25 protein-coding genes are annotated in these 22,190 nt (G+C 67.4%); 9 read left to right on the forward strand and 16 right to left on the reverse strand.

Features of this window, described 5'->3' with window-relative positions; genetic code table 11:
- Positions 1-31 precede the first annotated feature (31 nt).
- A complete protein-coding gene (locus FOB47_RS04990) occupies positions 32-991 on the reverse strand; it encodes a Bug family tripartite tricarboxylate transporter substrate binding protein (protein WP_053824000.1) in 960 nt (319 codons plus the stop codon).
- A gap of 78 nt (positions 992-1,069) precedes the next feature.
- Entirely contained in the window at positions 1,070-1,987 is a 918-nt protein-coding gene (locus FOB47_RS04995) for a dihydrodipicolinate synthase family protein (protein WP_217488909.1), read from the reverse strand.
- A gap of 101 nt (positions 1,988-2,088) precedes the next feature.
- Between FOB47_RS04995 and FOB47_RS05000 the strand changes: the two genes are divergently transcribed.
- Both FOB47_RS05000 and FOB47_RS05005 read left to right on the forward strand, forming a co-directional pair.
- On the forward strand, positions 2,089-2,982 hold the full coding sequence (locus FOB47_RS05000; RefSeq protein WP_174780156.1) for a LysR family transcriptional regulator: 894 nt from the start codon (positions 2,089-2,091) through the stop codon (positions 2,980-2,982).
- A gap of 150 nt (positions 2,983-3,132) precedes the next feature.
- Positions 3,133-3,429, forward strand: a complete 297-nt coding sequence (locus FOB47_RS05005; RefSeq protein ID WP_174780157.1) for a helix-turn-helix domain-containing protein — start codon at positions 3,133-3,135, stop codon at positions 3,427-3,429.
- A 3-nt stretch (positions 3,430-3,432) separates the two neighbouring features.
- Here the strand turns inward: FOB47_RS05005 and FOB47_RS05010 are convergent, their stop codons facing one another.
- From FOB47_RS05010 to FOB47_RS05025, 4 genes are all read right to left on the reverse strand, one after another.
- Positions 3,433-3,924 carry a flavodoxin family protein gene (locus tag FOB47_RS05010; RefSeq protein ID WP_174780158.1) on the reverse strand — a complete coding sequence of 164 codons (492 nt, stop codon included), beginning with the start codon at positions 3,922-3,924 and terminating at the stop codon, positions 3,433-3,435.
- A 109-nt stretch (positions 3,925-4,033) separates the two neighbouring features.
- A complete protein-coding gene (locus FOB47_RS05015; RefSeq protein WP_174780159.1) occupies positions 4,034-4,957 on the reverse strand; it encodes a LysR family transcriptional regulator in 924 nt (307 codons plus the stop codon).
- 68 nt (positions 4,958-5,025) lie between these two features.
- Positions 5,026-5,820, reverse strand: coding sequence for a crotonase/enoyl-CoA hydratase family protein (locus tag FOB47_RS05020; protein WP_174780160.1), 795 nt, complete (start codon positions 5,818-5,820; stop codon positions 5,026-5,028).
- Between the two features lie 59 nt (positions 5,821-5,879).
- Positions 5,880-6,854 (reverse strand): Bug family tripartite tricarboxylate transporter substrate binding protein, encoded by a 975-nt coding sequence (locus FOB47_RS05025; RefSeq protein WP_390884805.1) that lies wholly within the window; start codon positions 6,852-6,854, stop codon positions 5,880-5,882.
- 282 nt (positions 6,855-7,136) lie between these two features.
- On the opposite strand from FOB47_RS05025, the gene FOB47_RS05030 reads away from it, so the two are divergent.
- The 4 genes from FOB47_RS05030 to FOB47_RS05045 all read left to right on the forward strand — a co-directional run bounded on the left by FOB47_RS05030 (position 7,137) and on the right by FOB47_RS05045 (position 10,818).
- The gene (locus tag FOB47_RS05030) at positions 7,137-8,360 is read left to right on the forward strand and encodes a CaiB/BaiF CoA transferase family protein (RefSeq protein ID WP_174780162.1); all 1,224 of its coding nucleotides are present in this window, start codon (positions 7,137-7,139) and stop codon (positions 8,358-8,360) included.
- A gap of 44 nt (positions 8,361-8,404) precedes the next feature.
- On the forward strand, positions 8,405-8,557 hold the full coding sequence (locus FOB47_RS05035; RefSeq protein ID WP_174780163.1) for a hotdog family protein: 153 nt from the start codon (positions 8,405-8,407) through the stop codon (positions 8,555-8,557).
- A 72-nt stretch (positions 8,558-8,629) separates the two neighbouring features.
- Entirely contained in the window at positions 8,630-9,787 is a 1,158-nt protein-coding gene (locus FOB47_RS05040) for an acyl-CoA dehydrogenase family protein (RefSeq protein ID WP_053823992.1), read from the forward strand.
- Between the two features lie 32 nt (positions 9,788-9,819).
- Positions 9,820-10,818: an acyl-CoA dehydrogenase family protein gene (locus FOB47_RS05045; protein ID WP_174780164.1), complete on the forward strand. Its 999-nt coding sequence runs from the start codon at positions 9,820-9,822 to the stop codon at positions 10,816-10,818.
- Positions 10,819-10,854: 36 nt separating this feature from the next.
- Here the strand turns inward: FOB47_RS05045 and FOB47_RS05050 are convergent, their stop codons facing one another.
- The 7 genes from FOB47_RS05050 to phnG form a co-directional block, all read right to left on the reverse strand.
- Positions 10,855-12,069: an alpha-D-ribose 1-methylphosphonate 5-triphosphate diphosphatase gene (locus FOB47_RS05050; RefSeq protein WP_174780165.1), complete on the reverse strand. Its 1,215-nt coding sequence runs from the start codon at positions 12,067-12,069 to the stop codon at positions 10,855-10,857.
- Positions 12,070-12,146: 77 nt separating this feature from the next.
- Positions 12,147-12,884 carry a phosphonate C-P lyase system protein PhnL gene (gene phnL / locus FOB47_RS05055; RefSeq protein WP_174780166.1) on the reverse strand — a complete coding sequence of 246 codons (738 nt, stop codon included), beginning with the start codon at positions 12,882-12,884 and terminating at the stop codon, positions 12,147-12,149.
- A 3-nt stretch (positions 12,885-12,887) separates the two neighbouring features.
- Positions 12,888-13,664 (reverse strand): phosphonate C-P lyase system protein PhnK, encoded by a 777-nt coding sequence (gene phnK, locus FOB47_RS05060; RefSeq protein WP_174780167.1) that lies wholly within the window; start codon positions 13,662-13,664, stop codon positions 12,888-12,890.
- Positions 13,661-14,575 (reverse strand): alpha-D-ribose 1-methylphosphonate 5-phosphate C-P-lyase PhnJ, encoded by a 915-nt coding sequence (locus tag FOB47_RS05065; RefSeq protein WP_174780168.1) that lies wholly within the window; start codon positions 14,573-14,575, stop codon positions 13,661-13,663. Before FOB47_RS05065 ends, phnK begins: the two co-directional genes overlap by 4 nt.
- Complete coding sequence (locus FOB47_RS05070) at positions 14,572-15,753, reverse strand: carbon-phosphorus lyase complex subunit (protein WP_174780169.1); 1,182 nt, start codon at positions 15,751-15,753, stop codon at positions 14,572-14,574. Before FOB47_RS05070 ends, FOB47_RS05065 begins: the two co-directional genes overlap by 4 nt.
- A 1-nt stretch (position 15,754) precedes the next feature.
- Positions 15,755-16,372 carry a phosphonate C-P lyase system protein PhnH gene (phnH, locus tag FOB47_RS05075; protein ID WP_053823986.1) on the reverse strand — a complete coding sequence of 206 codons (618 nt, stop codon included), beginning with the start codon at positions 16,370-16,372 and terminating at the stop codon, positions 15,755-15,757.
- Position 16,373: 1 nt separating this feature from the next.
- Positions 16,374-16,895 (reverse strand): phosphonate C-P lyase system protein PhnG, encoded by a 522-nt coding sequence (phnG, locus tag FOB47_RS05080; protein WP_151021970.1) that lies wholly within the window; start codon positions 16,893-16,895, stop codon positions 16,374-16,376.
- 189 nt (positions 16,896-17,084) lie between these two features.
- Here phnG and phnF point away from each other — a divergent pair, with 189 nt between their 5' ends.
- The 3 genes from phnF to phnN all read left to right on the forward strand — a co-directional run bounded on the left by phnF (position 17,085) and on the right by phnN (position 19,246).
- On the forward strand, positions 17,085-17,819 hold the full coding sequence (gene phnF / locus FOB47_RS05085; RefSeq protein ID WP_053823985.1) for a phosphonate metabolism transcriptional regulator PhnF: 735 nt from the start codon (positions 17,085-17,087) through the stop codon (positions 17,817-17,819).
- Between the two features lie 96 nt (positions 17,820-17,915).
- The gene (locus tag FOB47_RS05090) at positions 17,916-18,647 is read left to right on the forward strand and encodes a DUF1045 domain-containing protein (RefSeq protein ID WP_174780170.1); all 732 of its coding nucleotides are present in this window, start codon (positions 17,916-17,918) and stop codon (positions 18,645-18,647) included.
- Positions 18,644-19,246, forward strand: coding sequence for a phosphonate metabolism protein/1,5-bisphosphokinase (PRPP-forming) PhnN (phnN, locus tag FOB47_RS05095; RefSeq protein WP_174780171.1), 603 nt, complete (start codon positions 18,644-18,646; stop codon positions 19,244-19,246). The genes FOB47_RS05090 and phnN overlap by 4 nt, the downstream gene beginning before the upstream one ends.
- Before the next feature lie 46 nt (positions 19,247-19,292).
- On the opposite strand, the gene phnE is transcribed toward phnN, so the two are convergent.
- From phnE to phnC, 3 genes are all read right to left on the reverse strand, one after another.
- Positions 19,293-20,102: a phosphonate ABC transporter, permease protein PhnE gene (phnE, locus tag FOB47_RS05100; protein ID WP_174780172.1), complete on the reverse strand. Its 810-nt coding sequence runs from the start codon at positions 20,100-20,102 to the stop codon at positions 19,293-19,295.
- 112 nt (positions 20,103-20,214) lie between these two features.
- Positions 20,215-21,195: a phosphonate ABC transporter substrate-binding protein gene (gene phnD / locus FOB47_RS05105; protein ID WP_053823981.1), complete on the reverse strand. Its 981-nt coding sequence runs from the start codon at positions 21,193-21,195 to the stop codon at positions 20,215-20,217.
- Between the two features lie 73 nt (positions 21,196-21,268).
- On the reverse strand, positions 21,269-22,120 hold the full coding sequence (gene phnC, locus FOB47_RS05110; RefSeq protein WP_174780173.1) for a phosphonate ABC transporter ATP-binding protein: 852 nt from the start codon (positions 22,118-22,120) through the stop codon (positions 21,269-21,271).
- Positions 22,121-22,190 lie beyond the last annotated feature (70 nt).

Genomic DNA, 22,190 nt, shown 5'->3' on the forward strand with positions numbered 1-22,190 from the left:
CGGGTTCCCGCCTGCGCGGGAACCGCGGCGATCATTCCTTCTCGATGCCGGCGGTGCGGATGATGCGGCCCCAGCGATCGAGTTCGGCCAGCTGGAAGCGGCCGAGCTCCTCGGGGCTCGACAGCGAGATTTCCTGGCCGCTCTGCTCGACCACCTGCCGCACGCTGGGCGTGGCCAGCGCGCGATGGACCAGCTCGCTCAGGCGCTGCACGACCGGCTGCGGCGTATTGGCGGGTGCGTACAGCGCGTTCCAATAGCCGGCCTCATAGCCCGGCAGCGTGTCCGCGATGGTCGGCACATTGGGCACCAGGGCCGAGCGCTTCGGACCGCTGAAGCCGAGCACGCGCAGCTTGCCCGAACGCACCTGCGGCAGGCTGGCAGGCAGGTCGACAATCATCAGGTCGGTCTGGCCGGCCACGAGGTCCACCACCGCCGGCGGATTGGCCTTGTACGGGACGTGGGTCATCTCGGTGCCGCTCATCTGCTGGAACAGCTCGGCGGCGACGCGTGCCGACGAGCTGCCCGAACCGTAGGTCAGCTTGCCCGGCTCCTTCTTCGCCAGCGCGATCAGTTCGGCGACGCTGTTGGCCTTGACATTCTGATTGACGACCAGCAGCTGGTAGCCCTTGGTCAGCATCGACACCGGCGTGAAGTCCTTGATCGGGTCGTAAGGCAGCTTCTTCAGCAGATGCGGGTTGGCCGCCTGCGTGGTATTGGTCGTGATGAACAGCGTGTAGCCGTCCGGCTTGGCACGCGCCACGGTCTGGGCCGCAATACCGCCCATCGCGCCGGCGCGATTTTCGATCACCACCGCTTGTCCGGTCAGCCGGGTGACTTCATTGCCGAGCGCGCGGGCCAGGCCGTCGGTGGCGCTGCCGGGACTCGAGCCGATCACGATGGTAATGGGGCGAGCGGGATAGGTTTCCGCGAGCGCGCCGCCGGTCAGCGAGGCGAAGGCGCAGAAGGCAAGCAGGGTGCGACGAAATGACATCGTTGGTCTCCAATGAACGTTCTTGTAGTGGGACGAGGCGTCCCGTCAGTGCGCAGCGGGCGGCCGCCCGCGATGAAATCAGCGTGTGAGCCCCCACCCGGACATCAGCTCGTGCAGGCGGCGCTGCTGGGCATCGGTCAGCGGCCATGCCGAGGGTGGCCGTGCGGCGCCGCAGTCGTTGCCCATCAGCTGCAGCGCCGCCTTGACGACCGTGACGTTGGTGCCGTTGTTTTCCTGGGCGCGCAGGTCCTCGAAGGGCAGCATTTCGCCGATCAGGCGCATCGCCAGCGCATGGTCGCCGGCTTCCAGCGCCCGGTGGATCGCCACCGAGCGTTCGGGCATCACGTTGATCAGGCCCGAGGTGAAGCCGCGCGCGCCGACCGCATAAAAGGGCGGCGCCCAGACTTCGGCCAGCCCGCCGACCCAGGCCAGCCCGCGGTCCGCGGTGCGGCGGATTGCTTCGGCCAACACCATCGGCGTAGGGGAGGCCCACTTGACGCCGACGACCTCGGGAATCCGGCACAGCGCTTCGATCGCGGCCAGGCCGATGTTGTCGTTACGCAGATAGAGCACCAGCGGCAGGCCCTGGCCGGCCTCGGCGATCTTCTGGACATAGGCGACCACGCCGCGCGGCGCGACAAAGGGATCGGGCGGCTGATGGACCATCAGCGCATCGGCGCCGGCTTCGCGGGAGGCGCGCGCAAGGGCGCAGGCTTCGTGGATGCTGCGGCCGACGCCGGCCAGCAGCGGCACCCGGCCCGCCACGTATTCGGCGGCGACATGGACCATGCGCACGGCCTCCTGCTCGCGCAGGCCGTAGAACTCGCTGGTATTGCCATTGGCGACCAGCACGTGCACGCCGGCGTTCACGGCCCGGTCGATCACGGCCGAAAGCGGACCGGGCGAGACGGTATCATTCGCGTCGAACGGCGTGACCAGGATTCCGGAAATGCCATTGAGCGCCTCGCGCAGCGCGGAACCTTCGAAAGTCGCCACTTGAACTCCTGATGGAATGGACATGAGAGGCGCTACTGTAGAAAGCCCCCGGTGCTGCCGTCCAATCCAAACTGGCGATTGCCCAATACAAGATTTGAATCGTGTTCCAGCTATCCCATCTGCGCAGCTTCGTGGCCGTCGCGACCGAATTGCATTTCGGCCGGGCCGCTGCCTTGCTGAACATGACGCAGCCGCCGCTGACGCGGCATATCCAGCTGCTCGAACATGAGGTGGGCGTGCAGCTGCTGGACCGCTCCGGCGGCGCGGTGCGCCTGACGCCGGCCGGCGCCATCTTCCTGCGCGAGGCCGAGGACATCCTGCGACGCAGCCAGGCGGCCAAGCTGGCCGCGCGCCGGGCCATGCGTGCCGATGCCGGCAGCGTGTCGATGGGATTCATTCCGGCCGCGAGCTTCGCGCTGCTGCCGCAATTGCTTGGTGCGATCCGGGCCAACTTGCCCGAGGTCCATGTGTCGCTGCGCGAAATGCAGACCGACGCGCAGCTCGAGGCCATCGCCGCAGACCGCATCGAGCTGGGTCTGGTGCGCCCGTTCGCGCCGCGCAGCTTCGTCGAATCCGCGCCGCTGCTGCGCGAGCCGTTCGTGCTGGCCGCGCCGGCCGGGCATCCGCTACTGCAGGCCGAACGCCTGCCGTTGTCCGCGCTCGAAGGCCAGCCCTTCATCGAGTTCTGCCGCTCTGAATCCCGCTATCTGTACGAGATTGTCGCCGGCCGGCTGCGCGCCGAAGGCGTGGCGCCCGACACCGTGCAGACGCTGAGCCATACGCACTCGATCCTGTCGCTGGTCGACGCCGGCATGGGCGTCGCGCTGGTGCCGCAGTCGGCCTGGCGCCTCGGCTACGCCGGGGTGCGCTTCCGGCCGATCGACGATCAGGTCGGGCTGGATGTCGAGCTACATCTGGTCTGGCGGCGTGGCAATCCGCATCGGGTGGCGGCGACGGTGCGGCAAGTCCTGGAGCAAGCGTTCGACACGACGTGATTGCACTCGCCAGCCGGCGCGCGGCGCGCCATCCAAGTCGTTATTGTTCCGGAGATTGAGGAATTATTGCCTCCGTGGCGGCCAATAGGCCGATAGTTCCGGAATATTGGGAACTAATGGGCCGACCAAGGTGGATGACGAGGTCAAAACATGGTCAGAAAACTGCCGTTGCCGGATATCTCCCTGAGCCCGGTCGCTCACGATCTGCAGTCGTTAGGGGCTTTGATTCGCAGCCAACGAGGACGTTGTCAATTGCGGATCGACGATGCGGCCGATTTGCTCAATGTCTCCAAGGACTTGCTTTCTCGTCTGGAGAACGGCAGATCGGTCGGGCTCGACGGCCTGATGAAGGTACTCGATGGTCTGGGAATGAAGTTGCTTGTTGTCCCTAAAGGGGACGCCTTGTTTTTGGAGGACCGCCTCACCGAAAGCTGGAAAGAAGCGTAAGTCCTAGAACACGCCCAGCGCCAGCCCGCTTGCCAATCCTTCCCCAAGTTCCGCGCAGCGCGCGAGGTCCTCGGCACCGATCTGCTTCGGTGCCAGGATGCGCTCCGGCGTCTGCGCATGCGTGCAGACGATCAGACCGGGCGCCACGCAGCGCAGGCGCCAGCCGGTGGCGATCCGGTCGATCTGGCGCAGCGCGTTCTGGCCGTCGCTGCCGGCGCAGATCATCGCGGCGTAGGGGCGGCCATTGACGCGGTCGAGCACCGGGTAATAGCAGCGGTCGAAGAAGTCCTTCATCAGCCCGGACATTGCGGCGAGGTTTTCCGGCGTGGCGAACAGATAGCCGTCGGCGTTCAGCACGTCGCCGGCTTGGGCCTCGGTGGCGCGCAGCAGGCGGACCTCGACGTCCGGCTGCGATCTCGCCGCATTGGCGGCGGCTTCGGCCATCTGCTGCGTACCTCCGGTCATCGTGTGGTAGACGATCAGCAGCGTTTTCATCGGTGCGGGCGTGTGGATATGTGTGCGGACATCCGAGCGGCAAGTGTTCCGGTCCGCAATACGAGGGCAATGTAGCACGCAGTCTCCAGCGTGCCGCGCCGCGCGGACATCAGCGCAACGACGGCGTGCCGGCCGATCCCTCGACGGGAAAGGCCGATTGCGCGACCTGGCGGAAGTGCCGTCCCGTCGGCGTCTCGGTGTCGTCGCAATAGGCCAGCGCCAGTCCGATCGACGCGGCCTCCGGCATGTCGTCGACCGGGATGCACGCAAGGCGCTCGTTGGCGAAGCGATGCATGATCGATGGCACCAGCGCAATGCCGAGGCCGCTTTCCACCAGCGCCATCACGGTCTGGATCTGCGTCGCGATCTGCGTGATGCGGGGCTGGAAGCCGCCCAGCTGGCAGGCTGTCATCGCGGCCGCGTGCAGGCCGGAGGCCTCCTCGCGGGCGTACATCACGAAGCGTTCGCCGGCCAGCTCGGACAGGTTCAGCGATCGGTGCCCGGCCAGCGGATGATGGCGCGGCAGCGCGGCGACAAAGCGGTCGTGCTCAAGCGGAGCGAGCGTGATCCTGCCGGCCTGCAGCAGCGGAATGCTCACCAGGCCGACATCCAGCGCCCCGTCTTCGAGCTGTTTGACGATCGACGCCGAGGTGGCCTCCTTCAGTGTCAGCTCCACCGCCGGATACTCGGCCCGAAAGCGCGACACCAGTTGCGGCAGCAGGTGATAGGTCGTGGAGCCGACGAAACCGATCCGCAGCGTTCCACCCATGCCGCTGGCCGCGGCGTGCGCGGCCTCGCGGAAATGGCCGGCATGGAACAGGATGCGCCGCGCCTCGGCGAGCGCCGCGTGGCCGCTCGGCGTCAGCGTGACACCGCGCGTCTCGCGCACGAACAACTGCGTTTCCAGTTCCTGTTCCAGTTTCTGGATCGAAACGGTCAGCGCAGGCTGTGCGATATGCAGCCGTTCGGCGGCGCGGCGAAAGTTCAGCGTTTCCGCGAGAACGACAAAATGCCGGATACGTCGGAAATCCATGGGGCAGGGCGGCGCGCGGGCAGTGGCGAAGCCCACATCTTACCGATGGCCGACGCCGCGCCCGCCGGTCAGCCTTGGGACGCCGGTTTCCGTTTCTCGAGGAAGGCCGTCACCGCGCGCCGATGGTCCTCGGTCTGGTGGCACATTGCCTGGAAGGTCGCCGACATCTCGAGCAGCGTGTCGAGCCGCGTGTGCATGCCTTCGCGCAACAGCCGTTTGGCGAGCCGCACGGCTTGCGGCGGATTGGCGGCGATCGCCTCGGCCAATCGCATCGCTGTCGGCAGCAGCCGATCGGCGGGCACCACCTGGGACACCAGGTTCCATTCCAGCGCCCGTGCGGCATCGATCGGCAGGCCGGTGAAGATCATTTCAGCGGCGCGCGACAGGCCGATGACGCGCGGCAGCAGCCAGGCGCCGCCGTCGCCCGGAATGATGCCCAGCCGCACGAAGCTCTCGGCGAACTGCGCGCTCTCGGACGCAATGCGCAGATCGCACATGCAGGCGAGGTCGAGGCCCGCGCCCATCGCGGGCCCGTTGACCGCGGCGATCACCGGGACCTCCAGATGGAACAGCGCCAGCGGCAGCCGCTGGATGCCGCGGCGGTAGTCGCGCCGGATCTCCATGCCGGGCACCGTGCCCGACGCCTGGCGCTCCATGTCGCGGATATCGCCGCCGGTCGAGAACACGGTGCCGGCGCCGGTCAGGATCACCGCACGTACCGAGTCGTCGCCGTCGATGCGGTCCACCGCTTCCACCAGCTCCGCCACCGCGGTGTTGCCGGTCAGCGGATTGCGGCGTGCGGGCTCGTTCAAGGTCAGGGTCACGATATGACCTTGTTGCGCGTAGTCCAGGAACTGGCTCATGGTGGTCCTCGTTGGGTGGGTTGGCGACGGCGGCCCGTCGTCGTCGTTGCCGGTGAGTTCTATTGCTTCGGAATGCCGGCGCGCGTCGCCGCATCGGACCATTTGCGGATCTCCGCCAACTGGAAGCGCCGCAGTTCGGCAGCGTTGCCGGTAAAGACATCCCAGTTGGTGCGGGCGAAGAACTCGGCGGTCTCCGGGGCGGCATTGATTTCCAGCAGCAGCTTCTCCAGCTTCTCGACCACCGGGCGAGGCGTCTTCGCGGGTGCGAAGGCGGCGGTCCAGTTGACCATGAAGTAGCCGGGAAACCCGCTTTCCTGCAGCGTAGGCGTATTCGGCTGCGTCGCCAGCCGTTTTTCGCTGGTCACCGCCAGCAGCCGCAGCTTGCCGCCCTGCAGCAGCGGCAGCACGGCGCCGTAGTCGGCGAAGGCGAAATCGACCTGACCTGCGGCAACGTCGGTCAGCGCTGGCGCGGCGCCCTTGTACGGCACGTGGTTGGCCTTGATCTGCGCCTGTTTCAGGAACAGTTCGGTCGCGATCTGATATGAGGCGCTGCCGGCGCCGTAATTGAGCTTGCCCGGATGCTGACGGGCGTGCGCGACCAGTTCCGCGACCGTATGGAACGGCGAGGCCGGATTGACGACCACCGCCATCGCTCCCACGCCGAGCCGAGCGATCGGCGCCAGTTCGCCGACCGGATCGTAGGGTAGCTGGCGAAACATCGCGACATTGGTCGCCACCGGGGAATTGCTTGCGAGCAGCAGCGTGTAACCGTCGGGCTCGGCGCGGGTGACCGTCTGCACCGCGATAAAGCTGTTGCCGCCTGGCCGGTTCTCGACCACCACCGACTGACCGGTCTTTTCCTCGAGCTTGCGCGCCACGTAGCGGGCAGTGGAATCGGTGCCGCTGCCGGGCGGAAACGACACGACGAGGCGGATCGGCTTGTTCGGATAGTCGGCTCGCGCCGGCGCGGCAAGGCTCAGGGAAAGCGCGGCGACGCAGAAGATGGCGGCCAGCAGCCGGCCCGGGCGGGTCATCAGCATGTCTCTCTCCAGTCGGCGCCCCGTCATCGCGAGGCTTGTGCGCAAGGCTAAGAGCGGCGTCGGCAGCCTGTCCAATATGAATTCGGCGCGCGGCGATATACAAAACTTATCGCCGCCCCCGGGGAGTTGGACTCCCTGTCGTCGGCGCGAACGCGGGGACGACGGGGGCGGTTGCTAGCGATAAACGATCGCTATCGATCGATGGCGATTCGATATTGGACGCATTGCGTTTGCCCTCACTACGCTTGCCCCAATCGCAGCCACAGGAGACCACTGGTGAAAGGCGCATTGGCACATATCAAGGTTCTCGACCTGACCCGCATCCTGGCCGGCCCATGGGCGACGCAGAACCTGGCCGACATGGGCGCCGAAGTCATCAAGGTCGAACGTCCGCGCGTCGGCGACGATACCCGTGCCTGGGGCCCGCCGTTCCTGAAAGACGCGCAAGGCCGCGAAACCGCCGATTCCTCATACTTCCTCAGCGCCAATCGCGGCAAGAAGTCCATCACCGTCGATCTGGCGGTGCCGGAGGGGCAGCAGATCATCCGCGCGCTGGCGCGAGAGGCGGATGTCGTCGTCGAGAACTACAAGGTCGGCACGCTGGCGCGCTACGGCCTCGGCTACGACGATCTGCGCGCGCTCAATCCGCGGCTGGTCTACTGCTCGATCACCGGCTTCGGCCAGTCCGGTCCCTATGCCGCGCTGCCGGGCTACGACTTCGTGTTCCAGGGCATGGGCGGGCTGATGAGCATCACCGGCCTGCCGGACGGCGAGCCAGGTGGCGGGCCGATCAAGTCGGGCATCGCGATCACCGACCTGCTGACGGGCATGTACGCGAGCACCGCGATCCTGGCGGCGCTCGAGCATCGCAATGTCAGCGGCGAAGGGCAATACATCGACATGGCGCTGCTGGACTGCGTGGTGACCATCAATTCCTACCAGGCGATCAATTACTTCCTGTCCGGCAAGATCCCGCAGCGGATGGGCAATGCGCACTCGAACATGGTGCCCTACCAGGTGTTCCGCTGCCGCGAAGGGGACGTCATCGTCGCGGTGGGCAACGACGCGCAATACGCCGCGCTGTGCGAGGTGATCGGCCGTCCCGAACTGGCCACCGACCCCCGCTTCACCTCCGCCGGCCAACGCAACCGCAACCGCCAGGCGCTGATCCCGCAGATCGCCGAAGCGATGCTGGCGCGCACGATGACCGAGTGGGTCGAGCGCATGGAAGCGGCCAACGTGCCGTGCGGGCCCATCTACGACATGCAGCAGGTGTTCGAAGACGAGCAGGTGCGCCATCGCGGCATGCAGCTGTCGTTGCCCCATGGCGCGGGCGTGCAGGCGCCGGGACTTGCCAATCCGATCCGGCTGTCGGCCACGCCGATCCGGTACGAGCGCGCCGCGCCGACGCTGGGAGAACACACCGAGACGGTGCTGCGCGACAGGCTCGGCTTCGACGAGGCCCGGATCGATGCGTTGCGTGCCAAGGGCGTGATTTGACGCCGGTAGCTGGCCGGCGCACCCAACATGGAATGGAGTCGCCCATGCAGACCATCGCCTCGCTGGAGCAGTTACGTGCGGCGGTTGGCGCGCCTGCTGCCGTCAGCGGGAATTTTCCGCTGGATCAGTGCAGCATCGATGCGTTCGCCGACCTGCCGGCGATGGTGGCGACCGGGCTGATCCAGATGCGGTACTGACGCCGTTCCACGTGCGAGCCGCGGAAACGACCATGAACAGACCGAACATCGACCGCATCGGAGCCGATCGCAGTGTCCAGTCTTCTCGATAACTTCGTCCGTGCGGAACTGCCGCCCGAGGCAGAGTCCTTCCGTGCCGAAGTCAAGCGCTTTCTTGCCGCGCAACTGCCCGACGCGCCGGCCGATCGCCGTGCGCGCTCATGGATGGGCTTCGATGCGGACTTCAGCCGCCGGCTGGCGGCGCGTGGATGGGTCGGCATCACGCTGCCGCCGGAATACGGTGGCGCCGGGCTCGATCCGTTTCGACGTTTCGTGCTGGTCGAAGAACTGCTGGCCGCCGGCGCACCGGTCGCCGCGCATTGGATTGCCGATCGCCAGAGCGGGCCGTTGATCCTGCGCTACGGTTCCGAGACGCAGAAGCGCCGCCATCTGCCGGCCATCTGCCGCGGCGAGAGCTTCTTCTGCATCGGCATGAGCGAACCCAACTCCGGCTCCGACCTGGCCAGCGTGCGCAGCCGGGCAAGCCGCGTTGGCGATGGATGGGTGCTGAATGGCCGGAAGATCTGGACCACCAATGCTCCGCACTGCCGGTACATGATCGCGCTGGTGCGGACCTCTGGCGTGCCCGAGGACAAGCAGAAGGGGTTGTCGCAGTTCATCGTCGACCTGTCGTTGCCGGGCGTCACCGTGCGCCCGATCGAGGATCTGACCGGCGACGCGCATTTTGCCGAGGTCGTATTCGACGATGTTCAGCTGGACGACGACGCGCTGATCGGCAACGAAGGCAGCGGCTGGGAGCAGGTCAATGCCGAACTGGCGTTCGAGCGCAGCGGCCCCGAGCGGATCTACTCGAGCGTGGTGCTGCTGGATCTGTGGGTTGCGCGCCTGCGCCGCGATGGCGCCACGCCGGAACAGCAGGCGCTGCTGGGCCGATTCTGCGCGCAACTGGCCACGCTGCGGCAGATGTCGATCGCGGTGACCGCCAGGCTGGCGGCCGGACAGAGCCCGGTAGCCGAGGCGGCGTTGGTCAAGGACCTGGGCACGACGCTGGAGCAGCAGATTCCCGCCGCGCTCGAGGCCGTCATTGCCGGCGATCCGCGCACCGTTGCCGATGCGGACCTGTATCGCACCGTCAGCTATCTGAGCCAGATCTCGCCGACTTTCTCGTTGCGGGGCGGCACCCGTGAAATCCTGCGCGGCATGATCGCCCGCAGCCTGGGACTGCGCTAGGCACGCGGCGGCAAGCGCAAGGGGAGAGCACCATGTTCGTCGAAGCGATCGAATCGATCCTGCAGGATGCCTGCACGCCTGCGGCGGTTCGGGCCATCGAGGGCGGCGCCGACCCGAGGGGGCTGTGGGCCACCATCGAGGATGCCGGCTTTCTGGAACTGCTCGTGCCCGAGCGGAGCGGCGGTGCGGGCTTGACGCTGTCCGAACTCGCACCGGTGCTGATCGCCATGGGACGCCAGCCGCTACCGGTGCCGCTGGCGCAGTCGGTGGCCGCACGGGCGCTGCTGCGCCGGGCCAGGCTGGGGGTCCCGAACGGGATGATCACGCTGGCCCAGGCCGGCATGCGCGAAGCCGATGGCGGCGTGGTCTGCCCCGTGACGCCATACGGGGCGATCGCGGACCACGTGGTGCTGGGCCTCGACGGCAAGGTGCTGTTGCTCGATGCGGGCGCCGCCAGCCGCGTTGCCACCGGCGTGCACCGCGACCAGGCCGCGACGCTGCGCTGGCCGGCGCAGGCGGTGCCCGAGCCCGTGGCGGCGCCCGGCGCCGACGTCGGCGCATGGGGCGCGGCGCTGCATGCCGCGCTGATCGCTGGCGCCGCGCGTCGTGTGTTCGATCTGACGCTGCAGTATTGCAATGACCGGACCCAGTTCGGCCGGGCGATCGGGAAATTCCAGGCCGTGCAGCACCAGCTCAGCGTGATGGCCGAACTGGTCGCCGCCTGCCATATCGCCGCGCAGATCGGGCTCTCTGGCGATGGCGACCAGCCGGACCGCATCCCCGCCGCGATTGCGAAGTCTCGTACCAGCCAGGCAGCGGCCGCCATTGCCGCCACCGCTCACGCGTTGCACGGCGCGATCGGCATTACCGAGGAATACGATCTGCAGTTGCTGACGCGACGCCTGCATCAATGGCGCATGGCCCACGGTTCCGAGGCGTTCTGGCAGCCGGTGGTTGGCGCGGCCTGCCTGGCGTCCGCGCATGCCACGGTCGACTTCATTCGCGCGGTGACGGACAGCCGCGCACCTTGACGCGCCGGCCGCCGGCTGTCCGCACACTGCCGCAACTCACGCCGTCTCGAACAGCTTCTCGTGCGTGCGCGACCGGGCCGCATGGTCGGGCAGGGCCCGGTACCCCGCCGCGAACACCAGCCGGCCGGCCGACCACGTATGCGTGACCATCGGTTGCCCGGCCACAGGCGCGACCGCGATCACGTCCGCGCGCAATCCCGGTGCCAGTCGGCCGCGATCGTGCAACAGGCAGGCGTCCGCCGGATTGGCGGTGACCAGCGCGGCCGCCTCGTTCAGCGGCAAGTCGGCCAGGCGCGCCGCGGCAAACGCGGCGGCGATCAGCGTCGACGGCTGGTAGTCCGAACAGAGGATATGGCCGACCCCCGCCTGGATCGCGTCGATCGCGCGCATCGATCCGCTCTGGCTGCGCCCGCGCAGCACGTTCGGCGCGCCGAGGATCGTCGGTAGCGCGTGGGCGGCGGCCGCCTGCGCGGTGTCGAGGTTGATCGGAAACTCGCTCATGCGCACGCCGAGGGCCTGCATCGCGGCAATGCGCTGCGGGGAATCGTCGTCATGGCTGGCGGTCGGCACGCCGACTTCGTGCGCGCGGGACAGCAGCCGGCGGACCCGCTCGTGCGCACCGTCGCGCTGCTCGGCCTTCTTCGCGGCGGCGTCCGCCGCTTCCTCGCGGCTCATGCCATGGTTGCCGACCATGTAGGCAAGGTACGCGTCGAGCGTCTTGAACTGGCCCTGTCCCGGCGAATGGTCCATCACCGACAGCAGGTCGACCACGCCCTCGAGCATCAGCATCTCGAGCACCGGCACCGCGGCAGCGTCGGTCACTTCGTAGCGGCAATGGATTCGGTTGTCGACCAGGCTGTGGTCGCGGTACGCCGCCACGGTGCGCACCAGTTCGGCCGCCGTGTCGTTGTTGCGTACGCCGAACTGGTTATTGGCGAAGGACAGCGCATGGTAGGGCGTGGTGATGCCGGCCGCCGCGTTGCGCCGATCGACCTGTGCCACGGCGAAATCCATCGGGAACAGCACGTTGGCACGCGGTTCGACCTCTTTCTCGATCGCGTCGCAATGGACGTCGATCAGGCCGGGCATCACCGTGTGTCCGCGCAGCGCCACGACGCTGGCCAGCGCGGGCAGCGTGGATGGGTCGGGCTCGATGGCGGCGATGCGTCCATCCTCGATCAGCAGCGCGCTGTCTTGCAGCACGCGGTCGGGCAGTACCAGGGTGACGTGCGTCAGGTAAGTGGCGGACATGTCCGGCTCCGTGTCGGTTCAGGCTGGTGCGGGGTAGCGTGCACGTAGGGTGCGGATAGGGGCGGCCGGGACGCGCATCACGCGGCCGCGGTCGCCGGATGCAACGGCAGCAGGCGCGTGGCGACCGCATCGCGGACCGCCTCGTCGTGAAAGATGCCGATCAGGCAGCGGCCCTCGGCCAGCGCCTCGCGGATCAGTTCGACCACCACGGTACGGTTATCGGCGTCGAGCGAGGCGGTGGGCTCGTCCAGCAGCAGGATCGGGTGGCCGCCGATCAGCCCGCGCGCGATATTGACGCGCTGCTGTTCGCCGCCCGAGAACGTTGCCGGCGGCAGCTCCCACAGCCGGCGCGGCAGGTTCAGCCGTTGCAGCAGCGCCGCGGCGCGCGCGCGGGCCTCGTTGCGGTCGATGCCGCGCTGCTGCAGCGGCTCGGCCACGACGTCGAGCGCGCCCACGCGCGGAATCGCGCGCAGGAACTGGCTGACATAGCCGATCACGTCGCGGCGCAGCTTCAGCACGCGTTGCTCGGGTGCATCGGTCAAAAGGACCCAGGGCTCGCCTTCGGCACTGGTATCGCGAAGCCGGATGCTGCCTTCGGTGGCCAGATAGTTGCCGTACAGGCATCGCAGCAACGTGCTCTTGCCGGTGCCGGACCTGCCCGACAGCACCAGGCATTCGCCGCGCGCCGCGTCGAAATCGATCGCCTGCAGCACCGGCAGCCGGATGCCGCCCTGGTTGTGCAAGGTAAACATCTTGCCGAGGCCGCGGACCTCGATCAGCGTCTGTGCGTGCTCGGCCTGCCGTGCTTGATTCATGGTTCAACCCTGCAGAATGGAAGAGACCAGCAGCTGCGTATAGGGATGCTGCGGGTCGTCGAGAATCTGATCGGTCAGGCCTTGCTCGACCACGCGGCCGCCCTGCATCACCAGCGTGCGGTGGGCGAGCAGCCGGGCGACGGCGAGGTCGTGCGTGACGAGGATGGCGGCCAGGTCGAGGTCCGATACCAGCCGGCGCAGCAGGTCGAGCAGGCGCGCCTGAACCGAGACGTCGAGCGATGCGGTGGGCTCGTCCATGAAGACCAGGCGTGGATGCGTGACCAGGTTGCGGGCGATCTGCAGCCGCTGCTGCATGCCGCCGGAGAAGGCGTGCGGGGTGTCGTCCAGCCGCGCGAGGTCGATTTCCATTTTCTCCAGCCAGGCCCCGGCGATCTCGCGCAGCTCGCCATAGTGGCGCTGTCCGACTGCCATCAGCCGCTCGGCGATATTGGCGCCGGCGCTGACCTGCATGCGCAGGCCGTCGCGCGCGTGCTGGTGGACGAAGCCCCAGTCGGTGCGGGCGAGCAGACGCAGGCGCGCGCTCGACAGGGTCGCCAGATCGGTCAGCCCGGACTCCCGCATGTCGTAGCGGACGCTGCCGCGCTGGGCCGGCGCCTGCATCGACAGCGCCTGCAGCAAGGTGCTCTTGCCCGAGCCGGATTCGCCGACGATGCACAGCACTTCGCCGGGATACAGGTCGAAGCTGACGTCATGGCAGCCATGGACGCCGTCCCACGTGCGCGTCAGCCCGCGCACCGACAGCAAGGGCGTCGCGCTCATCGCACACCTCCGGCGGCCGAATCCGTGGGCTCGGCGGCCTGTCGGGCCTGCCGATCGGCGCAGTACTCGGTGTCCGAGCAGACGAACATGCGCGTACCGGCATCGTCGGTGATGATCTCGACCAGATAGCTGTCGGTGGCGCCGCACTGGGCGCAACAGCTGGACCACTTCTCGACCGTGAACGGATGATCGGCGAAGTCGAGGCTCTTGACCGAGGTGTACGGCGGCACCGCGTAGACGCGCTTCTCGCGGCCCGCGCCGAACAGCATCAGCGCCGGATTGCGGTCAAGTTTCGGGTTGTCGAACTTCGGGATCGGCGAAGGCCGCATCATGTAGCGCTGGTTGACAATGACCGGGTAGTCGTAGGTTGTCGCGATATGGCCGTGGCGTGCGATGTCTTCATAGAGCTTGACGTGCATCGCACCGTATTCCGCCAGCGCATGCATCGTGCGTGTCTCCGTTTCGCTGGGCTCGAGCCAGCGCAGCGGCTCGGGGATCGGCACCTGGAACACGATGGTCTGGCCTTCGCGCAGCGGTGTTTCAGGGATGCGATGGCGGGTCTGGATGATGCTTGCCTCGGCGGTGCGTTCCGTGGTGCGTACGCCGGTCACCCTGCCGAAGAAGCGGCGGATGTTGATGGCGTTGGTGGTGTCGTCCGAACCCTGGTCGATGACCTTGAGTACGTCGCGCCGGCCGATGATGGCCGCGGTGACCTGGATGCCGCCGGTGCCCCAGCCATAGGGCAGCGGCATCTCGCGGCTGCCGAACGGGACCTGGTAGCCGGGAATCGCCACCGCCTTCAGCAGGGCCCGGCGCAGCATGCGCTTGGTCGATTCGTCGAGATAGCCGAAGTTGTAGTGGGCGTCCGGCGTGGGGCTTTCCACGACGGGAGGGGCAATGGCGGCGGTCATGCGACGCTCTCCTCGTGGGGCTGGCCTTGTTGCGCAGTTTCGCTGTGTTGGGGAGCGGGGGCAGACGCGGCGACCGTTGGGGCTTCGGAGCCCGGCGCCGCCGTCTGGCGCTGCGCGCGCAGCCGGCGCAGCAGTTCGAGATTGGTCTGGAAGTCCACGTAGTGCGGCAGCTTCAGATGCTGGACGAAGCCCGAGGCCTCGACGTTGTCGCTGTGATACAGCATGAATTCGATGTCGTTGGCCGGATTGTCGGCGGCCTCGCCGAGTTCCTCGGCGCGCATCGCCCGATCGACCAACGCCATCGACATCGCCTTGCGCTCGTTGTAGCCGAACACCAGGCCATAGCCGCGGGTGAAGCAGGGCGCTTCCTCGGCATTGCCGGCGAAGTCGTTGATCATCTGGCACTCGGTCAGCTCGATCTCGCCGATCGTCACGGCAAAGCCCAGCTCTTCGACGAACAGTTCAACCTCTGCGAGGCCGTAGCGTATCTCCGCCGCGAACGGATGCGAATTGCCGTATCCGCGTTGCGTCGAATAGCCCATCGACAGCAGGAAGCCTTCGTCGGCTCGGGCCAGATTCTGCAGCCTCGCCGCACGCGCGGCCGGGAAGGTCAACGGCTCGCGGGTCAGGTCGGTCGGCGCGGGATCGCCAGGCGGAATGGGCTCGGCCTCGACCAGCGCTTCGGCTTGCAGCAGATCGGTCACGCGCGGCATCGCCTCGGCCTCGCCGCCCGTTTCCTTGTACGTCGCCGCGACCGCATGGGCAACGCCTTCTGCCTCGAGCGAGAAGTCGAGCAGCCGCTGCGTATAGTCGTACGTCGGCCCCAGGACCTGCCCGCCCGGCACATCCTTGAAGGTCGACGAAATCCGCCGGCGCAGCCGCATGGCGCCGGTATCGAGCGGTACCGTATAGCCGAAGCGCGCCAGCGTGGTGCGATAGGCCCGCAGCAGGAATACCGCCTCGATCTGGTCGCCGGCGGCCTGCTTCAATGCCAGCGCGGCGAGATGCGGGTCGTACAGCGAGCCCTCGGCCATCACGCGGGAGACGGCGAGCGGCATCTGTTCGCGGATCTGGGCCAGCGTCAGTTCCGGCACCGAAGGATCGCCGCGTCGATACGCGTCCACCATGCGGTACGAATTGAGGATGGCGCGTTCTCCGCCCTTGACTGCGACGTACATGTCAGTCCTCCACCAGTGTGGTGCGCGGCAGCGCGCAAATCCGATCGCCGGCGGTCAGCAACAGGTCCACGCCCAGCGGAAAGCCGGCATGGTTGGCTTGCCATTGCCGGCGGAAGTCGTCCGGCAGGCCGCCGACGCGCAGCGTGCGGGTGGTCTCGATGCCCGGACCGCGCAGCGTCAGCGTGCCACCTTCGTCGAGCGAAGCCACCTCGACGATCAGCGTGGCCGAGCGGTCCGGAAAGGCGGGATCGCCCTGCGCGCAGCGGCGCAGCGCCGGCATGTCATGACCGGCCGGCACGCAGACGAATTGCGCGGACGCCAGCTCTTCAACCAGCGGGCACCCGCAGTGAAACCGCAGGAAGCCGCCGATCGATGCGGCGACGTCGGCCGGCAGCCAGACCGGCGTGTCCGGATCGGCCAGCGTCAGCAGCAGCGCCGTCATCGCCGGCGACAGGCCGTCGGGCACGCCGCAATCGGCGTTCAGCGTCTCGATGCGGCCCGGATGCGAGATCGCTTGCAACGTCGCGCGAAAGACCTGTTGAGCGTCGTCGACAGGATTGTCGAAACCGGGCAGCAGCGACGCGGTGGTCTGGCCGGACATCGTATGCAGGGTCGGCATCTCAGTCCTCTCCGCGGGCCATCGTGAAGAACTCGACGCGGGTCTGCGCGGCAGTGGCGGCTTCCGTCGCGGCGCGCTCTGCCAGCGCGCTGGCCAGAGGCTCGACCACGATCTGCTGTACACGGGCATGCCATTCTGGCCGCTGCAGCAGTGCGTCGAGCACGGCCGCCTGTTCGACATGGCGCGGGCAGCGGCCCATTGCATAGGCCACGCCGGCGACCGCTGGCTCTTCGGTGGACGCCGGGCTGGCCTCGAGTACCACCGCGCAACGCGTCACGGTGATTTCGCCGAGGTTGAACTGCGCGCCAGTGCCCCCGGTACGCCCGCGCACCATCGCCATGCCGGATTCCGGCTTGCGCAGCAGCCGGTATGCCGGCAAGGGGCCGTGCTGTGCCAACTGCCGGTAGGCGCCGTCCAGCGCGTCGGTGTCCGCCAGCGCCAGAATCCGCAGCCATGCGGCCCGGGAAGCGTCGGCGGTATCGCTGATCTGGCCGCTTTCGCCGATCTTGCCTGTCATCGTCATCCCTATACGTCTATACGTTTAGATGTGAGCTGCAACAACACGGCGCTACTAGACCACGGCGGGATGACCGTTTGATGACAAGCCCGGATCGTGATCGGACACCGCGCACGCAGGCATGCGGCTCGGGCACAATCGCACGATGCGATGGCCGCCGAATGACAGCGGTCCATGACCAGGAGAACAACAACGATGTCGGAACGAGAAGTCGAACGGGGCTCGGGCGTCGCGGTGTGGCGCCAGATCGGGGAGGCGCTGGCCGATGACATCCGCAAGAAGCTGTACGGGCCGGGCGAGCAGCTGCCGCCCGAGTCGGAGCTGGCCATGCGGTTTGCGGTCAATCGCCATACGGTGCGACGTGCCATGAGCGAGCTCGAGCAGAGCGGTCTGGTACGGATCGAGCAGGGGCGCGGCACCTTCGTGCAGGAGCATGCGATCGACTATGCGATCGCGCGGCGTACCCGCTTCTCGCAAAACCTCGCCGCGCAGGGCATGCGCGGCCATACCGAAGTGGTCGGCAGCCAGGTAAGCCGTCTGCCCGAGGTCGCCCGGCATCTTGGCCTGGCGCGCACGGCGCCGGTGCTGCATGTGCAGATGGTGGGCAAGGCCGAGGGCCGTCCGATCGATGTGGCGGAGCACTATTTCGATTACGAGCGCTTCCCGCAGCTGGCGGACCTGCTGCGCGACCAGCGCTCGATTTCGCGGGCGCTCGCGCAATGCGGCATCGCCGACTACACTCGCAAGTGGTCGCGCATCACGGCGGCGCTGCCCAGCGCACCGGTGGCGCGGCTGCTGAACCAGCCGAAGACCAGGCCCGTACTGCAGGTCGAGGCGTTGAACGTCGACATCGACGGCGCGCCGGTGCAGTACAGCGTCACGCGGTTTGCCGGCGACTGGGTTCAGCTGACCGTATCGGATAACGACTGAACCGCGGCGCGAGCGGATGGCATGGCTGGTCGATTGGTCTAGACATCCGTCTGTCACCTTGACGCGTTAGCCTGCCGATTGGACACACGCACGCACATGACCATGCCGGCGCATCGATACGCCATTTACCTTGCTCCCAACGAGCCGTTCCGTACCTTCGGCCAACACTGGCTCGGCCGCGACGCGGACACAGGGGCAGCGGTACCCCTGCTTCCCGAGATGGCGGCGCGGCCGGCCGCGTGGGTCGAGGCGCCGGCCCATTACGGCCTGCACGCGACGCTGAAGCCGCCGTTCCGGTTGGCCGAAGGCATGGTCCCGGCAATGCTGGATGATGCGGTGCGCAATTTCGCCCGCGGTCGGCATCCGTTCCAGGCTCCGTTGACGCTGCGCGCGCTGCGGGGCTTTGTTGCGTGGAGCCTGGCGGATCGGCACGAGGCGGCAGAGCGGGTGCACCTGCTTGCCGACGCGAGCGTGCGCGAGCTGGACCGCTTCCGCGCGCCGCCGACGCCGGACGAGATCGCGCGGCGCAACCCCGAACGGCTGTCCGAGCTGGAGCAGCAGATGCTGCGCGACTGGGGCTATCCCTATCTGTTCGAGACCTTTACCTTCCATATCACGCTGACCGGCATGCTGGACGCGGAGCGGCAGGCCGCGGCGCTGGCCCAGCTGTCGATGGCGGCCGGCGCGCTGCTGGACACTCCGCTTCGCGTGGACAGCGTCAGCGTGTTCGTGCAGCCCGAGCCCGGCGCCGCGTTCGTCGCAGCGCGCCACTACGGCTTCGATGGGCAATCTCGCGATGGCGCCGGCGCGGCGTACCTGTCGGCATGAGCGCGGCAAATCATGGCGTGGATGGCGCCGGCCTGTTCTATCTGATGGGCCCATCGGGCAGCGGCAAGGACTCGCTGCTGCGGGCCCTGCACACGAGACACGGCAGCGATGATCGCCTGGTCGTCGCGCATCGCTATATCACGCGTCCGGCGGATGCCAACGAAGCGTCGGTCTCGCTGACCACCGAGGAATTCCATCGCCGCGTGGCGCTGGGCTGCATGGCGATGCACTGGCACAGCCACGGCCTGCACTATGGCATCGGTATCGAGATCGAGCAGTGGCTGGCACGGGGTATGAAGGTCGTCGTCAATGGCTCGCGCGAGTACCTGCCGCAAGCGGTGGCGCGCTATCCAAAGCTGAGTGCGCTCCATGTGCGGGTGTCGCCGGAAGTGCTGGCCGCACGCTTGCGCCAGCGTGGCCGGGAGTCGGAAGAGGCAATCGCACGGCGCCTGGCACGTGCCACCGCGCCGTTCGATGTGCCCGCCGATTGTCGGATTGTCGAGATCGACAACAGCGGGGCGCTGCACTCGGCTGCCGAGGCGATGGCAAAGGCAATCGGCATCGCGCCGGCCATGTGGCCGGCGGACGAAGGGCGCTGATCGCCGAAACCCGGTACGGAAGGTACGGAAGCGGTGCCGGCCGTCTTCAGACCAGCACCTTGCGGATCTGCGCCGAAAGCACGTCGATCACGGTCACGAAGGCGATGATCAGCAGCATCACGGCGCAGGTCTGCGCGTACTGGAAGCTGCGGATGATCTCCCACAGCACGGTGCCGATGCCGCCCGCGCCGACGATGCCGACCACCGACGCCGAACGGACATTCGACTCGAAGCGATAGAGCGCAAACGACAGCCACAGCGGCAGCACCTGCGGAATCACGCCGTAGACGACTTCTTCCAGCCGGCCCGCGCCGGTGGCGCGCACGCCCTCGACCGGACGTGGATCGATGGCCTCGACCGCCTCGGCGAACAGCTTGGCGAGCACGCCGGTGGTGTGAATCCAGATCGCCAGCACGCCGGCGAATGGTCCCAGCCCGACGGCGACGATGAACAGCATCGCGAACACCATCTCGTTGATGGCGCGCGAGGCGTCCATCAGGCGCCGCGCCGGCTGGTAGATCCACGCCGGCACGATATTGGCCGAACACAGCAGGCCCAGCGGCACTGCCACGCCGACCGCCAGCGCGGTGCCCCAGACGGCGATCTGCACCGTCACCAGCATCTCGTCGAGATAGTGCCGCCAGTCGCGGAAGTCGGGCGGGAAGAAGTCGGCGGCGAACTGCGCCATATTGCCGGAGTCGCGCAGCAGGTCAAGCGGGCGCATGTCGGCGCCCTGCCAGGACAGGGTCAGCATCGCGAGCACGATGGCCCAGACGAGCATGGCGGACAGGGAGGCGCGCGGCGGCCGGCCGTTAGCGTTCGGCGAAGGCAGGCCGGGCTTGGCGGTGGCGGTCATCAGGGAATCCGTAGAAAGAAAGTAGGCGGCAGGGACGCGGCACGGCCCCGGCCCTGCGGTCAGTCGAAACGATGCGCAACGACTGCGCAATCACAGCGCAATTACAGCGCGATCACTGCGCGCTGACGGCCTTGTCGAGTTCGGCAAGCCGGCGCGACACGTCCGCCAGCCGCTTTTCCTTGTCGGCGGCGCCAAGCGTGCCGTCCGATTCGATGCGGGCCTTCTCCTTGGCCAGCTCGATCTGCCGGATCGGCACCAGTTGCGCATCGCTGGACGGGCGGAAGCCCTGGTAGGTCAGCGTGGCCAGCACCTGCTTCTCGCGCGCGGCATCGGCGCCCTTGCCGTAGTTGACGAAGAAGGTCTGGATCTTCTTCTTCAGGTCGGCCGGCAGGTCCTTGCGGTACACCATCGGATCGGCCGGGATCAGCGGCGATTTCCACAGCACGCGCACCTGTTCGTACGGGTCCTTGCCGGTGTTGACCCGATAGCGCCCGAGGTTCTCGGTATTGTTGACCGCGACGTCGACCTGCTTGTTCAGCACGGACAACAGGTTGGCTTCATGGTTGCCGATGCGCACCGCCTTGAACAGCGTCTTCGGGTCGACCTTGTTGGCCGCCCACAGATAGTGGCCGGGGACCAGCGTGCCCGAGGTCGAGTTCGGATCGCCGGCGCCGTAGGACAGCTCCTTGCCGCGCTTGATCACGTCGTCGACCGACTTCAGGTCGCTGTCCTTGCTGACGATCAGCAGCGACCAGTAGCCCGGGTTGCCGTCCTTGTCGATCACCGAGGCGAATACCTCGCCGTTGGCGCGATCGACCGCCTCCATCGCCGACTTGTTGCCGAACCAGGCGATCTGCACCTTGTTGAAGCGCATGCCTTCGATGATGCCGGCATAGTCGGACGCGAAGAACGGCTTGACCGGCACGCCGAGCGTCTTGCTCAGGTCATCGATCAGCGGTTGCCAGGCGGTCTTCAGGTTCGATGACGACTCGGTCGAGATGAAGCCGATGCTCAGTGGCTTGGCATCCTGCGCCAGGGCCGGGGTGGCGACGATGGCCGATGCGATCAGCGCGAAGAAGGTTCTGCGAAGCATGGTGGTCTCCGATGCGGAATTGGGGTGGGGAATGCGGTGCGGCAGCGAGAAGCAGCAGGATCAGCAAGGGTGCTCACGCGGCCGCGAGATCCATCCTGACGGTGGCCGGTACCAGCATGCCGTCGGCCGGCATCGCGATCCGATCGGGCACCAGGTCATGCAGCAGCTCGTCGGCCTCGGTGCCATAGAGATCGCGCAGCATGCTCTGCGTCAGCGCCTGGGACGGGCCGTCGTAGACGACCTTGCCGTGGCGCAGCGCCACCACGCGCGGGCAGTAGCGCATCGCGATGTCGACCTGATGCAGCGACACCACCACGGCGACCTTGTGCGTGCGATTGATCTGTGTCAGCAGCGCCATCACGCGGCGCGACGATTCGGGATCGAGCGAGGCGATCGGCTCGTCGGCCAGGATCACGCGGGCGTTCTGCACCAGCGTCCGCGCAATCGCGGCGCGCTGCTGCTGGCCGCCCGACAACGTCGAAGCACGTTGAAACGCATAGTCGTCTATACCAACTTGCGCAAGCGCATCGAGCCCGGCGCGCAGTTCATCGGCCTTGAAATAGCGAAGCAGGCCACGCCATTTCGGGATGCGGCTCAACATGCCGATCATCACGTTGGTGATCACCGGCAGGCGACCGACCAGATTGAACTGCTGGAACACGAAGCCGATTTCGGCGCGGGCCTTGCGAACGTCCGTGGCGAGCCGGCCATCGCGCTGCACGGTGCGGCCATGTACCAGGATCTCGCCGCTGTCGGCGGCGACGAAACCGGCCACATGACGCAGCAGCGTGGACTTGCCGGAGCCCGAGGCCCCCAGCAGCGCCACCATTTCGCCGGGCGCCACCTGCAGCGTCACGTCGTCGAGGGCCTTTCGGTCGGCCCGGAACGACTTGCTGACGCCGCGCACTTCGATTGCATGGGTCATGTCGACTCCCTTGCTGAATGACGGGGGCATTCTGGGGGGAGGTGATGACAGAGAGATGACTGTGCCGGGC

This window comes from Cupriavidus gilardii, from assembly GCF_013347325.1.
GTDB lineage: Bacteria > Pseudomonadota > Gammaproteobacteria > Burkholderiales > Burkholderiaceae > Cupriavidus > Cupriavidus gilardii.

Bases quoted from the DNA above. Each gene is read 5' to 3' on its own strand.
- FOB47_RS04990 (WP_053824000.1), bottom strand. From the start codon at position 991: ATGTCATTTCGTCGCACCCTGCTTGCCTTCTGCGCCTTCGCCTCGCTG.
- FOB47_RS05005 (WP_174780157.1), top strand. From the start codon at position 3,133: ATGGTCAGAAAACTGCCGTTGCCGGATATCTCCCTGAGCCCGGTCGCT.
- FOB47_RS05010 (WP_174780158.1), bottom strand. From the start codon at position 3,924: ATGAAAACGCTGCTGATCGTCTACCACACGATGACCGGAGGTACGCAG.
- FOB47_RS05015 (WP_174780159.1), bottom strand. From the start codon at position 4,957: ATGGATTTCCGACGTATCCGGCATTTTGTCGTTCTCGCGGAAACGCTG.
- FOB47_RS05020 (WP_174780160.1), bottom strand. From the start codon at position 5,820: ATGAGCCAGTTCCTGGACTACGCGCAACAAGGTCATATCGTGACCCTG.
- FOB47_RS05025 (WP_390884805.1), bottom strand. From the start codon at position 6,854: ATGACCCGCCCGGGCCGGCTGCTGGCCGCCATCTTCTGCGTCGCCGCG.
- FOB47_RS05035 (WP_174780163.1), top strand. From the start codon at position 8,405: ATGCAGACCATCGCCTCGCTGGAGCAGTTACGTGCGGCGGTTGGCGCG.
- FOB47_RS05045 (WP_174780164.1), top strand. From the start codon at position 9,820: ATGTTCGTCGAAGCGATCGAATCGATCCTGCAGGATGCCTGCACGCCT.
- FOB47_RS05050 (WP_174780165.1), bottom strand. From the start codon at position 12,069: ATGTCCGCCACTTACCTGACGCACGTCACCCTGGTACTGCCCGACCGC.
- phnL (WP_174780166.1), bottom strand. From the start codon at position 12,884: ATGAATCAAGCACGGCAGGCCGAGCACGCACAGACGCTGATCGAGGTC.
- phnK (WP_174780167.1), bottom strand. From the start codon at position 13,664: ATGAGCGCGACGCCCTTGCTGTCGGTGCGCGGGCTGACGCGCACGTGG.
- FOB47_RS05065 (WP_174780168.1), bottom strand. From the start codon at position 14,575: ATGACCGCCGCCATTGCCCCTCCCGTCGTGGAAAGCCCCACGCCGGAC.
- FOB47_RS05070 (WP_174780169.1), bottom strand. From the start codon at position 15,753: ATGTACGTCGCAGTCAAGGGCGGAGAACGCGCCATCCTCAATTCGTAC.
- phnH (WP_053823986.1), bottom strand. From the start codon at position 16,372: ATGCCGACCCTGCATACGATGTCCGGCCAGACCACCGCGTCGCTGCTG.
- phnG (WP_151021970.1), bottom strand. From the start codon at position 16,895: ATGACGATGACAGGCAAGATCGGCGAAAGCGGCCAGATCAGCGATACC.
- phnF (WP_053823985.1), top strand. From the start codon at position 17,085: ATGTCGGAACGAGAAGTCGAACGGGGCTCGGGCGTCGCGGTGTGGCGC.
- FOB47_RS05090 (WP_174780170.1), top strand. From the start codon at position 17,916: ATGACCATGCCGGCGCATCGATACGCCATTTACCTTGCTCCCAACGAG.
- phnN (WP_174780171.1), top strand. From the start codon at position 18,644: ATGAGCGCGGCAAATCATGGCGTGGATGGCGCCGGCCTGTTCTATCTG.
- phnE (WP_174780172.1), bottom strand. From the start codon at position 20,102: ATGACCGCCACCGCCAAGCCCGGCCTGCCTTCGCCGAACGCTAACGGC.
- phnD (WP_053823981.1), bottom strand. From the start codon at position 21,195: ATGCTTCGCAGAACCTTCTTCGCGCTGATCGCATCGGCCATCGTCGCC.
- phnC (WP_174780173.1), bottom strand. From the start codon at position 22,120: ATGACCCATGCAATCGAAGTGCGCGGCGTCAGCAAGTCGTTCCGGGCC.